18 protein-coding genes and 1 tRNA gene are annotated in these 19,075 nt (G+C 40.8%); 10 read left to right on the forward strand and 9 right to left on the reverse strand.

Features of this window, described 5'->3' with window-relative positions:
• Positions 1-12: 12 nt before the first annotated feature.
• The gene (locus ABFY81_RS11065) at positions 13-336 is read right to left on the reverse strand and encodes an AzlD domain-containing protein (RefSeq protein WP_151792172.1); all 324 of its coding nucleotides are present in this window, start codon (positions 334-336) and stop codon (positions 13-15) included.
• Positions 333-1,028: an AzlC family ABC transporter permease gene (locus ABFY81_RS11070; RefSeq protein WP_151682839.1), complete on the reverse strand. Its 696-nt coding sequence runs from the start codon at positions 1,026-1,028 to the stop codon at positions 333-335. The genes ABFY81_RS11065 and ABFY81_RS11070 overlap by 4 nt, the downstream gene beginning before the upstream one ends.
• A 68-nt stretch (positions 1,029-1,096) precedes the next feature.
• Here ABFY81_RS11070 and ABFY81_RS11075 point away from each other — a divergent pair, with 68 nt between their 5' ends.
• Both ABFY81_RS11075 and ABFY81_RS11080 read left to right on the forward strand, forming a co-directional pair.
• Positions 1,097-1,645 (forward strand): XRE family transcriptional regulator, encoded by a 549-nt coding sequence (locus ABFY81_RS11075; protein ID WP_002117406.1) that lies wholly within the window; start codon positions 1,097-1,099, stop codon positions 1,643-1,645.
• Between the two features lie 305 nt (positions 1,646-1,950).
• Positions 1,951-3,393: an amino acid permease gene (locus ABFY81_RS11080; RefSeq protein ID WP_068935232.1), complete on the forward strand. Its 1,443-nt coding sequence runs from the start codon at positions 1,951-1,953 to the stop codon at positions 3,391-3,393.
• A 62-nt stretch (positions 3,394-3,455) separates the two neighbouring features.
• On the opposite strand, the gene ABFY81_RS11085 is transcribed toward ABFY81_RS11080, so the two are convergent.
• Positions 3,456-4,955 carry a PLP-dependent aminotransferase family protein gene (locus ABFY81_RS11085; protein WP_347913780.1) on the reverse strand — a complete coding sequence of 500 codons (1,500 nt, stop codon included), beginning with the start codon at positions 4,953-4,955 and terminating at the stop codon, positions 3,456-3,458.
• Positions 4,956-5,111: 156 nt separating this feature from the next.
• Here ABFY81_RS11085 and gabT point away from each other — a divergent pair, with 156 nt between their 5' ends.
• Positions 5,112-6,404, forward strand: a complete 1,293-nt coding sequence (gene gabT / locus ABFY81_RS11090; protein ID WP_068935230.1) for a 4-aminobutyrate--2-oxoglutarate transaminase — start codon at positions 5,112-5,114, stop codon at positions 6,402-6,404.
• Entirely contained in the window at positions 6,401-7,849 is a 1,449-nt protein-coding gene (locus ABFY81_RS11095; RefSeq protein WP_347913781.1) for an NAD-dependent succinate-semialdehyde dehydrogenase, read from the forward strand. Before gabT ends, ABFY81_RS11095 begins: the two co-directional genes overlap by 4 nt.
• Positions 7,850-7,953: 104 nt before the next feature.
• On the opposite strand, the gene ABFY81_RS11100 is transcribed toward ABFY81_RS11095, so the two are convergent.
• Both ABFY81_RS11100 and ycaC read right to left on the reverse strand, forming a co-directional pair.
• A complete protein-coding gene (locus ABFY81_RS11100) occupies positions 7,954-8,928 on the reverse strand; it encodes a LysR substrate-binding domain-containing protein (protein WP_288420888.1) in 975 nt (324 codons plus the stop codon).
• 20 nt (positions 8,929-8,948) lie between these two features.
• On the reverse strand, positions 8,949-9,575 hold the full coding sequence (gene ycaC, locus ABFY81_RS11105; RefSeq protein ID WP_347913782.1) for an isochorismate family cysteine hydrolase YcaC: 627 nt from the start codon (positions 9,573-9,575) through the stop codon (positions 8,949-8,951).
• Positions 9,576-9,851: 276 nt separating this feature from the next.
• On the opposite strand from ycaC, the gene ABFY81_RS11110 reads away from it, so the two are divergent.
• From ABFY81_RS11110 to ABFY81_RS11125, 4 genes are all read left to right on the forward strand, one after another.
• Entirely contained in the window at positions 9,852-10,724 is an 873-nt protein-coding gene (locus tag ABFY81_RS11110; protein WP_347913783.1) for a pirin family protein, read from the forward strand.
• A 439-nt stretch (positions 10,725-11,163) separates the two neighbouring features.
• Positions 11,164-12,462, forward strand: a complete 1,299-nt coding sequence (locus tag ABFY81_RS11115) for an FAD-dependent oxidoreductase (RefSeq protein ID WP_347913784.1) — start codon at positions 11,164-11,166, stop codon at positions 12,460-12,462.
• A gap of 4 nt (positions 12,463-12,466) precedes the next feature.
• Positions 12,467-13,294, forward strand: a complete 828-nt coding sequence (locus ABFY81_RS11120; RefSeq protein ID WP_347913785.1) for a class I SAM-dependent methyltransferase — start codon at positions 12,467-12,469, stop codon at positions 13,292-13,294.
• 8 nt (positions 13,295-13,302) lie between these two features.
• On the forward strand, positions 13,303-13,725 hold the full coding sequence (locus ABFY81_RS11125) for a GFA family protein (RefSeq protein WP_347913786.1): 423 nt from the start codon (positions 13,303-13,305) through the stop codon (positions 13,723-13,725).
• Between the two features lie 650 nt (positions 13,726-14,375).
• Here the strand turns inward: ABFY81_RS11125 and ABFY81_RS11130 are convergent.
• From ABFY81_RS11130 to ABFY81_RS11140, 3 genes are all read right to left on the reverse strand, one after another.
• Positions 14,376-14,451: transfer RNA gene (locus ABFY81_RS11130), tRNA-Thr, on the reverse strand.
• Between the two features lie 111 nt (positions 14,452-14,562).
• Positions 14,563-14,889, reverse strand: coding sequence for a gamma-glutamylcyclotransferase family protein (locus ABFY81_RS11135; protein WP_151792178.1), 327 nt, complete (start codon positions 14,887-14,889; stop codon positions 14,563-14,565).
• Between the two features lie 23 nt (positions 14,890-14,912).
• Positions 14,913-16,157 (reverse strand): MFS transporter, encoded by a 1,245-nt coding sequence (locus tag ABFY81_RS11140; RefSeq protein WP_191105854.1) that lies wholly within the window; start codon positions 16,155-16,157, stop codon positions 14,913-14,915.
• Between the two features lie 139 nt (positions 16,158-16,296).
• On the opposite strand from ABFY81_RS11140, the gene ABFY81_RS11145 reads away from it, so the two are divergent.
• Complete coding sequence (locus ABFY81_RS11145; RefSeq protein WP_087606007.1) at positions 16,297-17,217, forward strand: LysR family transcriptional regulator; 921 nt, start codon at positions 16,297-16,299, stop codon at positions 17,215-17,217.
• On the opposite strand, the gene ABFY81_RS11150 is transcribed toward ABFY81_RS11145, so the two are convergent.
• Positions 17,214-18,101 carry a DMT family transporter gene (locus tag ABFY81_RS11150; protein WP_151682830.1) on the reverse strand — a complete coding sequence of 296 codons (888 nt, stop codon included), beginning with the start codon at positions 18,099-18,101 and terminating at the stop codon, positions 17,214-17,216. The two genes, ABFY81_RS11145 and ABFY81_RS11150, sit on opposite strands and share 4 nt — an antisense overlap.
• Before the next feature lie 230 nt (positions 18,102-18,331).
• Here ABFY81_RS11150 and ABFY81_RS11155 point away from each other — a divergent pair, with 230 nt between their 5' ends.
• Complete coding sequence (locus ABFY81_RS11155) at positions 18,332-19,075, forward strand: hypothetical protein (RefSeq protein WP_347913787.1); 744 nt, start codon at positions 18,332-18,334, stop codon at positions 19,073-19,075.

The following is a 19,075-nucleotide window of genomic DNA, read 5'->3' on the forward strand; positions in this document are numbered from 1 at the left end:
TCGCCTTTTTTATTATTCAATTCCCAGCAAACGTAGAACTGCCGTGCCAACAGCAGCCAAACAAATCACCAATAACAGCGGTACTTTTTTCCAAACCAAGAACAGTGCTAAGCCAACACCAAATATACGCGCAAAACCTGCGAAATGTTGGCCTTCAAAAAATGTAGTGGTCACCGCAATGGCACAGAGCAAAACGGTTGCGCCATTTGAGAGTAAAACTTGGTATTTTTCAGAAAACGAAAACTTGGCACCTAAGTGAAAGCCAGCAAAACGAATACTGTACGTTCCAAGTGCAAGTAGAGCTATTCCTACAATAATAAGTAACTGTTGACTCATTTCCTTCTACCCCATATCAAGCCAAAAAGCGAAATCAGAATTGGAAGTCCTGAGGCCAAAAAAGGTGTAGTCATCAGCGCTAAAGTTGACCCTGCAAATGCAGCTTTTCGTGTAGATTTATTCTTTAAAGCATTAAAAGTCAGTGCAATTAAAATGGCAGGGAAAATTGCATCTAAGCCAAATGTTTTCGGGTCTGGAATAGCACTTCCAATGAAATAACCCGCCGTTACACCAAGTGGCCAAGTCAGCATAATGCATATACCACATAGCCAGTAAGCAGCCTTTTTTGTTTCAAAATCAGGCTGTGCCATACCAAACAAAACGCTCTCATCGTTCATGATATGAGCCCCGAAATATCGAGAGAATTTACCTCGGATTAGTTCATTGACCGCAATACCAAAAGGCAGATGCCTTAAATTGACGAGTAGTCCTGCAATCGCAGCCGCAATTGGGCTACCACCTACAGCCAAGAATCCAATAAAAATAAATTCAGCAGTTCCTGCAAGCACAAAGACAGATAGGCAAAGCGGAATCCAGAGTGCTAAGCCATAGCTTGCAGCGAGTGAACCTAAAGACATACCGACAACACTGGTTGCTAGACAGACAAAGAAAATCGAGCGAGTGGTGTCTTTACTAAGTTTCTTAATGAGAGCGTATGTGGACATAGTATGATATAGCGAACGATTTTCCATTATAATGAATAAGTCTGATTGTTTTGTCAAAACGAACGATCGTTTTTTTTATAGAACGGGTGCGGTGAATGTCTCAGCCAATTGAAATTATTGCCAAAGGTTTAACGCGTGAACGCCAAAGAGCAGGGCTTTCATTGGCAGAGGTTGCTCGTCGTGCAGGTGTCGCTAAATCTACACTGTCACAATTAGAGGCAGGGCAAGGTAATCCTAGTATTGAAACTTTATGGGCACTTTGTGTTGCACTGAATATTCCATTTGCACGCTTGATGGAAGAACCAAGTAATCAGGTACAAGTGATTCGCTGTGGCGATGGGCCAACAGTGAGTTCTGAGATTGCCAATTACAAAGCAATTTTGTTGGCGACTTGTCCACCGCATGCGCGCCGTGATGTATATTTATTGATTGTGGAGCCGGGTGAAGACCGACTGTCAGAGCCGCATCCAGTTGGTTCTGTAGAACATATTATTGTGGTCGAAGGCAAAGCTTTAGTGGGTTTAATTGATGAGGCAGTTGAGCTTGGCGTCGGAGACTATATTTGTTATCCAGCCGATCAAAAGCATATATTTAGAGCCTTGGAAACAGGAACAAAGGCGTTATTAATTTCTGAACAAAACTAAAGAATTTCAAGCTCATTAAAATAAAAACTAAAAATTACTTACCCTCATCCAATATAAAAAGGGCCAATTTTGCGTATAAATTTTGCAATTGGCTCTCTCTTTTATTACAAAAATGGCTCTCGTTTCTTGAGTGCCGAAACGACAAATTAAAGCCATTGGAAGTATGCATACGGAAGCGCCGGATAAGCTCAGTGAATTTTCTGTTTTAGGAATTGAGCAAAACGGCTAAATTTTTAGGGGATATTTTTTGGCTTCGGAGGATTTCCGAGTCTAGCCGATATCCTCCATATATTAAGGAAAATGATATGGCAGCTCATCAAAATGGTTCTGAAGCCAATCACTCCCAAAGTTTAAAACATGGACTCAAATCACGCCATCTAACCATGATCTCGATAGCAGGGGTTATTGGTGGCTCTCTCTTTGTTGGCTCAGGCAGTATCATCTACAACACAGGTCCTGTGGTTTTCTTAACCTATGCTTTAGGTGGACTACTCGTTTGGTTCATCATGCGTATGCTAGGCGAGATGGCCGTTTTAAACCCCGACAGTGGCTCTTTTTCAACTTATGCGGACCGCGCAATCGGTCGTTGGGCAGGTTTCTCAATTGGGTGGTTGTACTGGTGTACGCTGGCAATGCTCATGGGGTGGGAAGCTTATGTGGCAGGTAAAATTTTAAATAACTGGTTCCCGTTTATACCGATCTGGGTCTATATGACTGTCGTCATTGGTGCACTGGTTGCAGTCAATTTGCAGAACGTAAAGAACTATGGTGAATTCGAGTTCTGGTTCGCTCTCATCAAAGTGATTGCGATTGTGATCTTCTTGGTGATTGGTAGCTTAGCCATCATGCATTTGTGGCCTTGGGGTAATCCAGCTGCATCTGGTATCAGTAATTTAACCTCTCAAGGCTTTATGCCTAATGGCGGTTCATCCGTTATTACCGCCTTACTTGGGGTCATGTTTGCCTATATTGGCGCTGAAATTGTGACTGTAGCAGCGGCAGAGTCTGCAAACCCATCTAAAGAAATTCGTAAGGCTTCGAACTCAGTGGTTTGGCGAATTATTTTATTCTACGTCGGTTCAATGTTTGTGGCGGTATGTTTAATTCCTCACAACAATGAACTTTTGAAAGATTCGACTTGGGGAACTTATAGCGTTACGTTGTCTGCGCTTGGTATTCCGGGTGCGCGCCATATCGTAAACTTTGTGGTTCTAACCTCGGTATGTAGCTGCTTTAACTCAGCGCTTTATACGTGTTCACGTATGTTGTTCTCATTATCTAAACGTGGTGATGCACCGAAAAGCTTTGGCTCTGTAAACAGTAAAAGTAGTCCGTGGGTGGGCGTGATTGTGTCATGCTTCTTCTCTGTAATTGCTGTGGTTTTAACTGCAACCAAGAGTATGGATGTGTATGACTTTTTCATGCTAACAACAGGTGCAGCAACACTGTATGTATACCTGACGATTGCTTATTCTCAGCTTCGTATGCGTAAAAAGTTAGAAGCTGAAGGCGTGAAAATTGACTTTAAAATGTGGATGTTCCCTTACTTAACTTACGTGGTGATCTTTGCAATTATTGGTGCAATTCTTACCATGCTGATTGAAGGTACATATTTTAAAGAAGTGATTTACACTACGGCATTGTTCGGCATTATTGTGTTCTTCGGTTTGCTGTCTGAAAAACTAGGTTGGGGTAAAGAGCGTAGAGCAACTCATTTAACTCATAGCCATGAAGAAAAGTTAGTTTAAATTTTTAAATAAAAAAGAGCCTCACTGTGAGGCTCTTTTTGTTTATTAATATGGAAAAATCTTTAATTTAGCGTAGGTACGCCTGCTTCACGTAAGCATTGAAGTAACACACCAAAAGCCATCACCATATCTTTTTCATTTACACAAGCGAAGCCCATGAGCAATCCACGTTCTGCATGTGCATGCGACTGCATGTAGTACTGAGACAGTGGTCGAACTTTAACACCGCGTTCAAGCGCAGTCGCCGCAATCGCAACATCATCGCAAGCGTTCGGTAGTTTTAAAACTAGATGTAACCCTGCGGCTTCGTCATATTCATGAATAAATTCGGGGCCAAGGTAACGTTGAATTAAACTCACCAAGTAGTCACGGCGTTTGCCATAGAGTAGGCGCATGCGGCGAATATGCGCTTCGTAATGACCTTCACGAATAAATTCAGCTAAGGCTTTTTGTTCAAGCAAATGGCCCCCACGATAAAGCTCGGCTGCCACAATGCGTAATGGTGAAAAAAGTGGTTTAGGTACGACCAAATAACCAATTCTTAAAGATGGATAAATGGTTTTACTAAATGTGCCCATGTAGAGCACAGGTGCATCATTTTCTAAGCCTTGTAAAGACGGATACGGTTGACCTGAGAAACGGAACTCGCTGTCGTAATCATCTTCTACAATCCAGCTATTATGCTGGCGTGCAATTTCAATCAGTTTACGTCGTCGATCTAGGCTTAAATGTGAACCCAGCGGATATTGATGTGATGGTGTGACAAAAATGAGTTTAGGCGGCTTTGCCGGATTTTCTTCAGGAATAATACCTTCAGCATCGACAGGCATCGGTTGAATATCGAGGCCATTAATCCGTAAGGTATTACGCATTCCCCAATAAGCGGGATCTTCAAGCCAGATTCGATCACCAATATCACTCAGTGCACGCGAGACCAAATCAATCGCTTGGTGAATGCCTTCGGTAATAATAATCTGGTCTGCATCGCACTGAACCGAACGTGCAACACGTAAGTAATCTGCCAAAGCACTTCGAAGCTCGATACAGCCACCAGCGTTGCTATAAATCAGGCGGTTAATGTCCGGTTCGCGGCTTAGGCGTGCTTGAATACGACTAAAAATATGATGTGGAAACTCTGTTACATCGGGTGCTCCCGGCACAAAAGCTCCCCATTGGTGTGGCGACGCTGCTGCATAGCCTAATAAGTTAGAACCACGCTGCGAAAGGGCATAAGAGCTTTGAGCTTTCGGGCTTGAAACCGCTTTTTTCTTATTTTGAGTATTTAAAAAACTCTCTGGTAATTTTTCGGCAACCCATGTGCCATGACCTGTACGGGCTTCTAAGTAGCCTTCAGCTTGTAGCTGTTCATAGGCAGTAAGCACTGTATTTCTAGAAACATGAATTTCACTAGCTAAGTCACGTGATGCAGGTAGACGAGTCTTGGGCTGGATGACTCCATCAATAATGGCACCACGCAGGCAACGGAAAAGGCGTTGATGTAGTTTCCCTTCAGTGTCCTGTTGGAGTCGTTGTAGCAAATGATCTCCAAGTAAACTACGCAATTGGCTCTCTCCTACAGTTAAAAAGTGGCTCTCGTCAGTTGGCGTCAGACGAGCGAAATTACATGCATAGGCAGTCGTTGTAAAGCACCCTGAAAATTAAGCACAGGATGCAAGAAACCAAAGCTGCAACTGATGATGAAAATATGAGGGAATCAAATGGATAATCAACATTCTGCACTTAACGCACGTAAACAGCAAGCAACTCCACGTGGTGTAGGCGTGATGTGTCAGTGGTATGCGGAAAAAGCTGAAAATGCCACGCTTTGGGACAAGGAAGGCAACCAATTTATCGACTTTGCTGGTGGTATCGCAGTTTTAAACACAGGCCATCGCCACCCTAAAGTGATTGCAGCAGTAACTGAGCAACTTACTAAATTTACGCACACTGCCTATCAAGTAACACCTTATGAAAGCTATGTAGCTTTGGCTGAACGTATTAATGAGCGTGCGCCAATTGCTGGTCCTGCGAAGTCAGCTTTTTTCACTACAGGTGCAGAAGCTGTTGAAAATGCGGTGAAGATTGCTCGCTCTTATACAGGTCGTCACGGCATTATTACTTTTGGTAACGGTTTCCACGGTCGTTCATTTATGACGATGGCAATGACAGGTAAAACCGCACCTTACAAACGTGACTTTGGTGTAATGCCAGCGGGTGTATTCCACGCACGTTACCCTGTACCTGCTAAAGGTATTTCAGTAGATGCAGCGATCGAAAGCGTTGAAGATATTTTCAGTGAAGATATTGCACCACATGATGTTGCGGCAATCGTACTTGAGCCAGTACAAGGTGAAGGCGGTTTCAATGTGGTACCAGCTGAGTTCTTAAAACGTTTACGCGCAATTTGCGATAAGCACGGCATTTTACTTGTGGCTGACGAAGTGCAATCTGGTTTTGCGCGTACTGGTAAATTGTTTGCAATGAACTATTACGAGACTAAAGCAGACCTCATCACGATGGCGAAAAGCTTGGGCGGTGGTTTCCCTATTTCGGGTGTTGTAGGCCGTGCAGAAGTCATGGATGCACCAAACCCAGGTGGTCTAGGCGGTACTTACGCAGGTAGCCCGATTGCGGTTGCAGCTGCGCACGCGGTAATCGATGCGATTGAAGAAGAAAACTTATGCGACCGTGCAAATGAATTAGGTGCTGAGTTAGTCGCTACCCTTAAAGATATTCAGCAAGCAACAGGCGACGTCGTAACTGATATTCGTGCTTTAGGTTCAATGGTTGCAGTAGAGCTTGAAACGGCTGAACAAGCAAAAGTTGTACAAAACTATGCAATGGAAAACGGGTTGTTACTTCTTACTTGTGGTAAATACGGTAATGTAATTCGTTTCTTATATCCATTAACCATTCCTGCTGAGCAATTCCGTCAAGGTCTTGATATTTTGAAACAAGGTTTTGCAACACTCAAAGCAGGTAGTGCAAAAGCAACGGAGCAATCTGCATGATTCAAAATACTTTGCAGTATTTGTTAAAACATCCTGATATTGCGTTAGAAGCACCTGCATCAAATGACTATATCGAGGTAAATGATGCTGCTACGGGCGAAACTTTGGCATGGGTAAAAACCTATGACCGCGCAGGGGTTGAAGCTGCAATTAACCGTTCGGCAAAAGCGCAGGCTGCTTGGAAAAAGCAAACTGCCTTGGCTCGTGCTGATGTGTTATTGGCATGGTACAACCTCATGCTTGAGCACAAAGAAAATTTAGCTCAAATTTTAACAGCTGAGCAAGGTAAACCATTGGCAGAAGCACGTGGTGAAATTGGTTATGCAGCATCGTTCATACGCTGGTTTGCCGAGCAAGCTCGCCGTATTGATGGTGAAGTCTTAACACCTACGTTGCCAAATCAACGTCTGCTCGTGATTAAACAAGCAATTGGTGTTACTGCTGCCATTACGCCGTGGAACTTCCCAGCTGCCATGATTACGCGTAAAGCAGGCCCAGCGATTGCTGCGGGTTGTTCAATGTTGGTTAAACCGGCAGAGCAAACGCCGTTAACCGCTTATGCACTTGAAGTATTGGCGTTACAGGCAGGCTTACCAGCTGATGTTTTAATTAACATTAGTGGTGATGCAGTTGAAGTCGGTAAAACTCTATGCGAAAGCGATATTGTTCGTAAGTTAAGCTTCACAGGTTCAACTCAAGTTGGCCGTATCTTGATGCAACAATGTGCGCCGACCATTAAAAAGCTTTCACTTGAACTCGGTGGTAATGCGCCAGTTGTGGTATTTGACGATGCCAATCTTGAACAAGCAGTTCAGGGCATTATGGCAAGTAAATATCGTAACAGTGGTCAGACTTGTGTTTGTGCGAACCGTATTTATGTTCAAGACGGTATTTATGATGCATTGGCAGAGCGTTTGGTTGAAGCTGTGTCTAAGCTTAAAGTTGGCGATGGCCGTCAAGAAGGTTCAACTCAAGGACCTTTAATTGATGAAGATGCGATTGCAAAAGTTCAGTCTCATATTGCAGATGCAACTGAGAAAGGTGCGACAGTTCGTATTGGTGGTCAACGCTCGGCACTAGGCGGCACATTCTTTGAGCCAACAGTTTTAACTGGCGTAACGCAAGACATGAAAGTGTCTAAAGAAGAAACTTTTGGTCCGCTTGCACCACTATTCCGCTTTAAAACTGAAGAGGAAGCAGTGGCGATGGCGAACGATACCGAGTTTGGTTTAGCTGCTTATTTATTTACTCAAAGCACAGCTCGTCAATGGCGAGTGGGTGAAACACTTGAGTACGGTATGGTCGGCATTAACACGGGCGCGATTTCAAATGAAGTTGCTCCGTTTGGTGGCGTAAAACAGTCAGGTCTAGGTCGTGAAGGTTCAAAATTCGGCATCGAAGAATATGTCGAAATGAAATATCTCTGCGTAGACTTATCTGAGTAAGGAATAAAGCGAGTTCGTTTTGTTCTGAACGAAAACATACAGTTATGCTGTATGTGATGTTTCACAAAAACCCGGTCATGCCCATTCATGACCGGTTTTTTTATTTAAGTCGGCAAATACCCTTCATGGCTTTCGGGCAAACGCCTGAGTTCTTCAATCAATGTTTCAATGAGTTTTTCGACCACCAGACGTTGGCCTTTTCTAGACACATAAACCAGTTGTAGCATGCCAATATTCGACTTCCAGTCAGGAAGAATATGCACAAGTGTGCCTTTACGAATTTCAGATTCGACAGTTAAAAAGGGAAGATCGGCAATGCCTAAACCATCCATCACGGCATAGTAAACACCTGCCAAGTCATTACTTTTGATTCGTGGTTGATAAGGCACATCAACTGATTCACCATTTCGAATATTGCATAAATGCCAAATATAATTTTGCTTTTGAGTACCTAAGCTAATACTTGGAAAGTCTTGTAATTCGGAATAATGCTCAATGGTACGGCCTTGTAATAATTCAGGCGAAGCCACTAGACAGTGGTCGGTTTTAATTACATCCCGAACAATTAAATTTGAATCTTCATTGGGTTCGAAATTGGTTCGAATTGCGAGGTCGATGTCATCGTGCAAAATATCTACTCGACGGCTGGTCAGCTCAAGAGCAATCTCAACTTTTGGATAGGTTTTTAAAAACTGATTTAAAATTTTTCTAATTTGAAAATGCATCATTAAAGGTGGGCAGCTGACTTTTACTACTCCTTGAGGCTCACTTTTTTGCTTTAACAAAACGTTTTCTGCACATTCAACTTGAGCAATGACTTTGCAGCATTCTTCGTAGAACTCTTGGCCTAAATCGGTCACTTTAAAATGGCGGGTTGTTCTTTGAATGAGGCTAACATTAAATTTATTTTCAAGGTCAATAATGCGTCGGCTGAGTTTGGACTTACTAATATTTTCGGCTTCACTGGCCGCACTAAAGCCGCCGTGTTTTACGACTAAATAGAAATAATAAAAATCATCAAAAGAGCTTATCAATGTCAGATCAATCCATTTAAATTTAAGATTAGAGCGCTTAAGCACTCTAATCTTGGCAATTCAGCTTATTTTTGCGATGTATTAAAGCTATAGCTGGTCATCAGGTTGCGGTAATCAGGAATATGATTTGAGAAGAGAGCACCTAAGCCTTCTACGTCATTACGCCAGTCACGGTGTAACTCACATGCCATGCCGAACCAAGTCATCAGCTGAACACCTGCTTTTGACATACGGTCCCAAGCAGCATCACGGGTTAATTCATTGAAAGTACCAGAAGCATCAGTAATCACAAACACTTCAAAGCCTTCAGCGAGTGCAGATAAAGCAGGGAATGCCACACAAACTTCAGTGACCACACCTGCAATAATCAGTTGTTTTTTACCTGTCGCTTTAACTGCTTTTACGAAGTCTTCATTGTCCCAAGCGTTGATTTGACCAGGGCGTGGAATAAATGGTGCATCTGGGAAAAGTTCTTTTAATTCTGGAACTAAAGGACCGTTTGGACCATTTTCAAAACTGGTCGTTAAAATAGTCGGTAAGTTAAAATATTTTGCTGCATCTGCAAGCGCTAATACGTTATTTTTAAATTTATCTGGTTCGATATCTCGAACTAAAGAAAGTAAACCAGCTTGGTGGTCAACTAAAAGAACCGCAGCATTATCCTTGTCTAAACGGACGTAATCTTGAGCCATTTTTATATCCTCATGTTATCAAAATAAATAATTAAAAATTATTAAGTAGGTCGTTAGTGCCTAAAATTATGCTAGTTGAGTTTGTTGTCGTGATTAAGTCTAAAAAATAGGATTAAGAATTTTAAAAATAGGACGATCTTTTGAAGCGTACCTCAAACTTTAAGATTGTCTCATATATGAAATAATGTGTTGCTAAACCTGATCTATAAACTGCAATTATTGAGGCGTAAAATCAATCCCAGTTCAAGAAAATCCTACATATATAGGAGAGATCAGATGAAGAAATTTCTTGGTGCATATCAAAATAACCACATGCATTGGGTTGGTGATGGTTTCCCTGTATATAACCTGTTCTCTTATGACCGTTTAGGCCAAACCCTAAGCCCATTTTTGTTACTGGATTATGCAGCGCCTTATAACTTCTCACCAACCACCGAACAACAAGGTGTCGGGTCGCATCCTCACCGTGGCTTTGAAACCGTGACGATTGCCTACCAAGGTGAAGTTACACACAAAGACTCAAGTGGTGGCGGCGGAACCATTAAAACGGGTGACGTACAATGGATGACTGCAGGTGCAGGCGTGTTACATGAAGAGTTCCATTCTCCTGAATTTGCAGAGCATGGCGGTCTGTTTGAAATGGTGCAATTGTGGGTAAATTTACCTGCTCATTCAAAAATGACGCCTGGAAAATACCAAGCAATTGAAGCGAAAGAAATTCCAGACATCGCGCTAGATGAGCACGGTAGTCATTTACGTGTGATTGCGGGTGAATATGCAGATTCAAAAGGTGCCGCAACGACCTTTAGCCCATTAAACGTATGGGATGGTAAGTTAGTCAAAGGCCAAAAACACATCCTTTATGTGCCTGAAGGACATACTACACTTGTTGTTGTTTTAGATGGTGCTGTGGTCATTAATGATACCAACCGTCTTGAAGGTAAAACCGTTGCGATTTTATCTCGTGAAGGTGTTGAGTTTAGTTTAAATGCCGAAGAAGACACTAAATTCCTAGTGTTGACTGGCCAACCACTCAATGAACCAATCGAAGGTTATGGTCCATTTGTCATGAATACCAAAGCCGAGATTATGGAAGCGATTAATGATTTTAATCGTGGAAAATTTGGTTCTCTCATGCAAGAAGCATAAATTGTTTATTTGAGCTTAATTAGCTATTCAAGCAAAGTAATAAAAAGCCCGCTATCAAGTGTGAATAGCGGGCTTTTTCGCTGTAAAGTTTCTATTTTTATGATAGATATCATTATTGTTTGGGCATTGTTTTATGTGACTTAGTTCTCATTGTTGTGGTGGCATGATATCGTAAAATGAGTGTTTTGTAAAATATTTGATATAAATTTAGTTAAATTATCTCATTTTATTTAAAAGAATTTTTTTTAAATTTTTAAAAAATATAAAGTTTTATGGACTTATTTTCTTTTGTAAAGTTTTATAAATAAATTTGCATTCATCAGAGAAAATTTTTCTGTATAAATTCATGTAAAAAATAAAAATCTGGTAGTTTTTAATACGGTGTTTTTTTTAGGTATGAGTGATAATCAAAAAAATTCTCGAAAAATGGGACATCATTTTGGATATCGCAATTATTGGTAGTGGAATGGCAGGACTTGCAGCAGCAAGAATTCTGAAAGATGCAGGACATACAATCACGATATTTGAAGCACTTCCTGGCCGGGGAATGGATAGCCATAGCATTGAGTTCGATGGTGGGATTATTGATGCGCCATTGCGTGTTATGAACCCGCATCTATGGAAAAATACACTCAGCCTTGCTGCACACTTAGGTATTAAAACTTTCCCAGTTCGTACCTATATGTCTTGTAGCTGGTTATTTGAAGATCGTACTGAAACATGGTTAACCACATCTCGTAGCCGTATTGGTAATTTCCCGATTATCAATAACCGTAAAGGCATCCAGCAGTATGGCTGGCGTCTTGTGAAAGGGATGTTGCAATTAAAAACTGCGATCCACCAGTTTTTCAAATCTAAAAATCAAGATATTACTCTCGCTGAATTTATTAATCAGAACGACATAGAAGAAGTATTCTGGCACGGTGTAGTGATGCCAGTGCTCTATACCATTTGTACATGTAACCCAAAAACAATTGGTGACTGGCCTGCAAAAAACCTTCTTGAGTTTTTGCGTCATTTAACTGATGGCGACATGCTATTGCGTATGAAAGGCGGTACACCTGCATTTGTAGACAGCTTAATTAAAGGCATTGATATCCATAGTGGTTCGGCAATTAAGAAAGTTGAGCAACAAGGCGAAAAAGTACTGGTTGAAAATGCGCAAGGCGATAAGGGCACATATGACCGCGTTATTGTGGCGACACCAACATCTAAGATTGAAGAGTTCTTAAACCGTGAGCAGTTTGCAGATGATATGAACCTGCTTAAACAGTTCCGTTTTGAGCAAGGTGACTTGGTTATTCATACCGATGCGACAGTCATGCCGCCACGCCGTAAAGACTGGTCAGTGCTGAGCTATATGATGGATCGTAAGTTTACTCGTCAGCAGTTTACAGTTTGGATGAATGCGGTTGAACCATCACTTGTAGGTAAAAATCCTGTATTCCAAACTTGGCGTCCAGTGACTGATATTGACCCTAAAAAAATCATTTCAAAAGTGACTTTAACGCGTGCAGTTGTAGACTCGCAAACCATTGCTCTAAACAAAGAGTTACAGCAACGTCATTTAGAACCAAATCGTAAAGTATTTTACTGTGGTTCATGGTCATGTGATGGCTTGCCAATTTTAGAGTCAGCCGTGACTTCTGCAATGCATATTGCTGAAATTTTAGGTGCACCTTTACCATTTGTAGGTTTAAAACCTCAGGTTGAAGTTGCTCCAGAACTCGGCTACTAAAATTGTGAAAACAAAAGTTCGAGCAGCTCTTTCTCGACTCATTCCCCATAAATATGCCATTGATGCATCAAGTTTAGGGGATGATGGAGAGCTTGCTTGGACAAATTTGGGTTTTTGGAAAAATACCCAAAACTATCCTGAAGCTTGTCGCCAATTGGCCGACCATTTGGCACAAGCTGTCAATTTAAATTCAAAAGATTATTTACTCGATTTAGGCTGCGGACAGGGTGCAAGTTTGTTGCACTGGTTAAAGCACTATCAGCCCAAAAGTATGAGTGCCGTTGAGCTACAAGCTCAATGTGTGAATAAAATTCAAAACCTTATTCCTGAAATCAGTCAGATTTTTTGCGGTTCATTTTTAAATTTAAAACAATTTAAATTCAAACAAGCTTTCGATGTAGTGATGTGCATTGATGCGGCTTACCACAGTTCTTTAAATTCATTTCTAGATTCGGTCACTCCCGTTTTAAATTCAAATGCACGCTTAGGTTTTCACTACTTAATGCGAGCTGAATCATGTCAAAACATGACAATGCTGCAAGAACAAAAGTATCGTTATTTACTTAAAGCAGCCGACGTGACTTGGAATGCTGTACCAACTGAACAAATTATAAGAACGAGCTTGGAACAGCACGGTTTTACAGATATTCAAATTGAAGATTTATCTGAACAAGTATTATTAGGTTTTTCAGAGTATATTCAAAAACAACAAGGACAATCTCATAGCCGAGGGTTGGCGAATTTTAAAATTCAAATGACTGCAAAGTTATGCCAGCAACTCTACCAAAGTGGGTATGTCCGTTATATTCAAATCACAGCAATAAAAAAATAGGATGAGCCATGTCAGCCAAATATCAAGGATCGTGTTTATGTGGAGCTGTGAGCTACCAAAGTGAAGCAGCGCCACGTTATAGCTTTAATTGCCATTGTCGAGATTGCCAAAAAGTCACAGGTTCAGCATATGCACCAATCGCTTTTTTTCACCAATCTGAATTGAAAGTAAGTGGCGAGCTTAAATATTTTGAGACCGTAGGTTCTTCTGGCCGTTCCATTAAAAGAGCATTTTGCCCGACATGTGGTTCTCAGCTTTTTGGCTTACCTGAAATTGCCCCTGAAATGATTTCAATACGTGCAGGTACGCTTGATGACCCAAGTCTTTATGAGCCTAGAGCAGAGGTGTTTGTGAGCCAAGCCTACGCTTGGGATACGTTGAACCCAAACCTTAAACACTTTGAAAAAATGATAGAGAAGAGCAAGAAATAAGGCTTAATTAAAGAAGCTAAATATTGCTAAAGCACAGATTAAAGTAAGACTGCCAAGGGCTAAAAATAATATAGTTTTTCTAAATTTTAGCTGAGGCATTTTACTTGCAATGATAATAAGGCATGCCAGTATGATCACTAAAGGTTGAAAAAGATTTGATGGTAGAGTAGACATCTCGTTCCTTGTTATTTTTAAATATATTTTAGAAGTAAATTAATAGATTCATTATAGTGTTTTCTTATTTAATTGATGAACTGAACTTCTTCATAAATTCATATTTTCTTTTTTTATTTTCAAATATAGGCAAATTAAGCTTTAAATTTAAAAGCACTATGTACGCTTTTTCGTACATACATTCGGGAAATTGGCGTCTTTTTAGAACTCTATTAATTACCTATGATGAACTCATCAGGAACAGGAAGTTCCGAAACGTAAAACAACAATAATAAGTTTAAGCATCAGGACGTGAGGTATTACAGGATGTATACCTAGTAACGAAATACGAAAAAAGCCCAACAGGATGTTGGGCTTTTTTTCATTTCTTATTAAAGAATTTATTTCACACTGAGGATAATAGATTCACAAGCCAGAATATAAAACCTACAGACAACAAAAAACCCCATAAATCAAATATTCATGAGGTTTAATGATGGTGCCGGCACACGGATTCGAACTGTGGACCTACTGATTACAAGTCAGTTGCTCTACCAACTGAGCTATGCCGGCAATGTGGAGTGAATTTTACAGTTTCTTAAAAAAAATACAAGCCAAAAAATGAGCATTTGAATTTTTTCTATCAATTTTTAAGCGCTTATGCGTTTGAGCTTTAAAAATGGCCTAAGGCTTCAACATATAAATAAAAGAATCAACATGTTCACCACTATTTAAAGTGACGCGGACAGGCACTCTTTCGTACTCTTCGCCTTCAAAGTCATCCAGTAATTTCCAGTTAGCATCTAAATGTTCTGAGCTAAAAACAAAGCCTTGCACTTGGTTAGCACTATCATCGAGTACAATTCCCGGATAGCCTAAATCTGCTCCCCAACCTTCATGATGTAGGGTTCCGTTTACCCAGCCTTCCGACCATTGTCCGCCAATATTTTCAAGTATATGGGCATTAGGACGGCCGGGACCTAAAGTGCCATAAACAAATAAACTCGACATGTGTTTTTCCTTTAAATTACTCATTAATGTGCTTTTGCGTGTGCGGTATAAACCACTAAAAATATTCCCAATACTGACAATACAACCGTTAAAGCGACAATCGCACTCCAGCCACCGTGTAACCAGAACCAACCACCTGCCGAACCGACAATACTTGAACCCATATAGTAAAAAAGTAAATACAGAGAACTCGCATGGGCTTTGGCTTGTTTACTTTCAGCACCCACAGAACTACTGGTGAGTGAGTGGGTAATAAAGAAACCCGTGGTAATAAAGGCAATTCCAATAATAATGCCAAAAAGTGAGCTGAGTAGAGTCATGAGGCTACCCACAATCATGAGCGCGAAGCCACTCATCATCATGGTTTTTTTACCAAAGCGATCGGCTAAGCTACCTGCCAACGATGAAGACACCATACCAAAGCTATACGACAAGAAAATAAGGCTAATTTGTGTTTGGCTCAGTGAATAAGGCGCGCCGCTTAAACGGAAAGTCGCGTAGTTAAATAAGGTCACAAACACACTGGTGAGCAAGAAACCAATGGCAAACAGGCGTAATAATTTAGTATTGCTTAAATGAGCACGCCACATTTGCATGTGAAAGCCTAAATTCAGCCCTTTTTTCTGTACAAAATTACGTGAAGCAGGGAGTAAGCTTAAAAAGGCAATTGAGCAAATAAAACAGATTGCGCCCAGCAAACCTAAAGCGGTGCGCCATGAAAAATATTCAATCAAAATGCCCATGCCGACACGGCCCATCATGCCGCCAAAGGCTGTCCCTGCAATATACAACCCCATGGTTTTACCCAAGTGTTCAGGTGCAATTTCTTCGGCAATCCAAGCCATTGTCACTGCGGGTACACCACCGAGCAGCAAACCTTCTAACGCTCGTGCCATCAGCAAACTGTGCCAGTTCGGAGTAAACATTGAGACAATATTTAAAATTGCTGCACATAGCATCGATGTAAAGATTACACCACGACGACCAATCGCTTGTGAAAACGCGCTTGATAGCACAATCGAAATGGCTAAAAAGGCAGTCGTTAATGACAGTGCTAAAGAGCTACTCGCAGGACTAATCTGGAAACTTTGGCTAAATGCAGGCAACAACGGCTGTACACAATAAATCAGTGAGAAACTGGCAAAACCTACAAGGAACAAAGCGAAACCTGCATGCTTATAGGCTTTAGTACCTTTATGAATCCACTCACGTGAAAGCAGAGAAGTCGCTTCTGTGTTTAAAGTGCTGGGTGTAGATGAAGAGCTCATATCATGACCATGACAGAAAGAAAGAGCAGTGCTTGAGGGCATGCTGCATCGAGAAAATTCGATGAATTAAAATTAGCAATTTAGAGGGTATTTTTCTAATATATTTAACAATAGGTCATAATATGTTTTATATATAGCAATGGAACTCAGACATATACGCTACTTTTTAGCAGTAGCAGAAGAAAAAAACTTTACCAGAGCTGCGCAGCGTTTAAACATGAGCCAGCCGCCTTTAAGTATGCAAATACGTGACTTAGAAGAAGAATTAGGCGCAGATTTATTTATTCGTTCACCACATGGGGTGGAGCTGACCGAAGCGGGGCTTGCCTTTTTAAATGCGATTCAGCCAGTACAGCAGCGTGTAGAAGATGCAGCCAACCTTGTTAAACAAGTGGCAAATGGCGAAGTAGGTCAACTACGATTAGGATTTACAGGTACTTCAATGCTGAACCCTCTCATTCCTAAATGCGTTCGCTATTTTCAGCAGCAATATCCGAAAGTAGATTTAAAGCTTGAAGAAGCCAATACCTTGTTGCTCATCGACCTATTGCTTGAAGACCGTTTAGATGTGGCAATTATTCGCTCACCACGCAACATTCCAGATAGTCTCATTCTTCAAGAATTATTAGCAGAACCACTCATTGCGGCTTTGCCTTCCGAGTCTTTGAGTTTAGATGATTCAACGCAAGAAATTGATTTAACCACACTGCGAGAGCTTGATTTTATTGTCTCGCCACCATCCATTAGTGCAGGGCTTTTTGATGCGATTAAACAAGCCTGTCATGAGCGTGGCTTTGAACCGAAAATCGGACAAAACGCCCCGCAAATTGTGTCGATTTTATCGTTGGTGTCAGCAAACTTAGGGGTGTCTTTGGTACCTGAGTCGACTAAACAATTGCAAATACAGGGGGTGGCTTATCGCTCTTTAAAAGCACCTGTACCTACGGTGGGTTTAGGGCTTGCCTATAAAAAACATGCCCCTTCACAAATGGCGATTAACTTTGCCAGTGTGGTGCAAGTGGCTTGTCACCACGCCGATGAAATAGATGAAATTGGCTAGTTTGATTTCGGCGCTCTGTTCATTAAAAAGATGCCTGAAATAATAAAGATTGCACCATATAAAAACGACAAAGTCGGCTGCTCATGAATGAAAACCCAAGCCATAAGCGCTGCAAAAATAGGTTCGGAAAGCTCGGTGACTTGTACCTTTGCTGCACTCATATAAGACAACGCCTTGGTGGTACAGAAAAAGCCGAGTATGGTTGGCAGAACAGCTAAACCAATCAAACCTAAAAGAATGTCAGTATTAAAATGAATACTATGCAAGTTTATTAAAAACGGAACGGCAAGATAAACGCTGCCAAAGAGCAATAAATACTTAGTTAGAAACAGCCCGCCGTTTAATTTGAACTTTTTAACTAAAACTGAAAATAGGCCATAACCCGTACCGGCAATAGAAGCATTAATCAGCATTAAAAGGCTATTTTCACCTTTCCACGAAATGATACTAATACCAGCAACTGCTAATAATGTTCCTATAAGAGAGTGAATATAGATGCTTTCTTTTAAAATAAACCGACCAAAAAATAGGGCAGAAATAGCAGCCGAAGCCATAAGTACCACGACCACATTGGCGGCAGCACCATGGTTATAGGCAATGGTTTCAAAAAAGAATAAAGAGAAAATCCCTAAAAAGGCACAGATGGCAATTTGAGTAAAAACACTGAGCTTGCTTGGAGTGCTACTGATGTAGGCAATCTTTTGGCTCACAGGCACTTTAAATAAAAAAACACTTAAAAAGAAAAACGCGATAATGGTTTTTAAAAAGGCAATATCTTGTGGGTTTAAACCGCTATGCATGAGTAATTTACTAATGACACCAATAGATGCATTTAAAGCTGCTGCACAAAGTGCAAATAGGGTTCCAATAACAAGATTATTCACTCTTATAATTCTTCCTAAGTTTTACGCATGAAGTCTACAATATTTTTTGGATGAATATTCAACAAAAATAACCAATTAATGCTTGGTATTTTCAATGATTTATTTTGAATTGATTTAATAAATTTTTATTTAAGACTAAAAGCATTCTAATAGACTTTTGTTTCAAAGAATTGTGATTTATAAAACTTACTCATATTATATAATTAGTTAATTATTAAAGAATTTTAAAAATGATTAAATCTATTATTTCAGGTTGCGCGGTTCTTACACTTTCGACTTTGGCGGTCACGCATGCAGAGTTTTCTTTTGAACAAGAATTACAACAAGGCTGTAATAAAGTGAAGCAATACGCGAGCTTAGGTAAGAAAAACTACGACCAAAAACAATATAAAAAAGCGCTCGAAAACTTCCAAAGTCAAGCCTCTTGGACTGCATTTTGTAAAGCCAATGAAGATGAAACCACAGTTAAATTTACTGACCGAGATATTGAAGTTGCCAACAATAACGTGGGCTTAGCCTATGCCAAACTGGGTCGGCCACTGTGGGCGAGAGCATGGTTTATGCTCGATGAAAAATCAAAGTCGAGCCTGTTTAATCTTCAACAGTTACCCGCACCTAAAGCGTCAAATGACCTGTCAGGTGAGTATGTCCGTTACTCAGGTTTTGGCGAGTGGGATCACATTACGGTAAGTCGAAAACAGGGCCAATATGCAATCAGCTATGCCGGTTTATATATGGGACTTAGAAGCTTAATTTACGGCCCGAACATGGGTGAGTTTGGGACCACAATGCCGAGCAATAAAAAGCAAATCGTCTATAAAGATCAAGACTGTCGCATTCAACTCGACTTTAAAACCAACGCGAAATTAGGAAATTATATTCAAGCCAAACAAAACGAGGGTAACTCGGGCTGTGGCTTTGGGCATAATGTATATGCGGATGGAACGTATTTAAAAGTTGAGTCTGGAAAATAA

Source organism: Acinetobacter sp. WA-87, from assembly GCF_039938935.1.
GTDB lineage: Bacteria > Pseudomonadota > Gammaproteobacteria > Pseudomonadales > Moraxellaceae > Acinetobacter > Acinetobacter seifertii.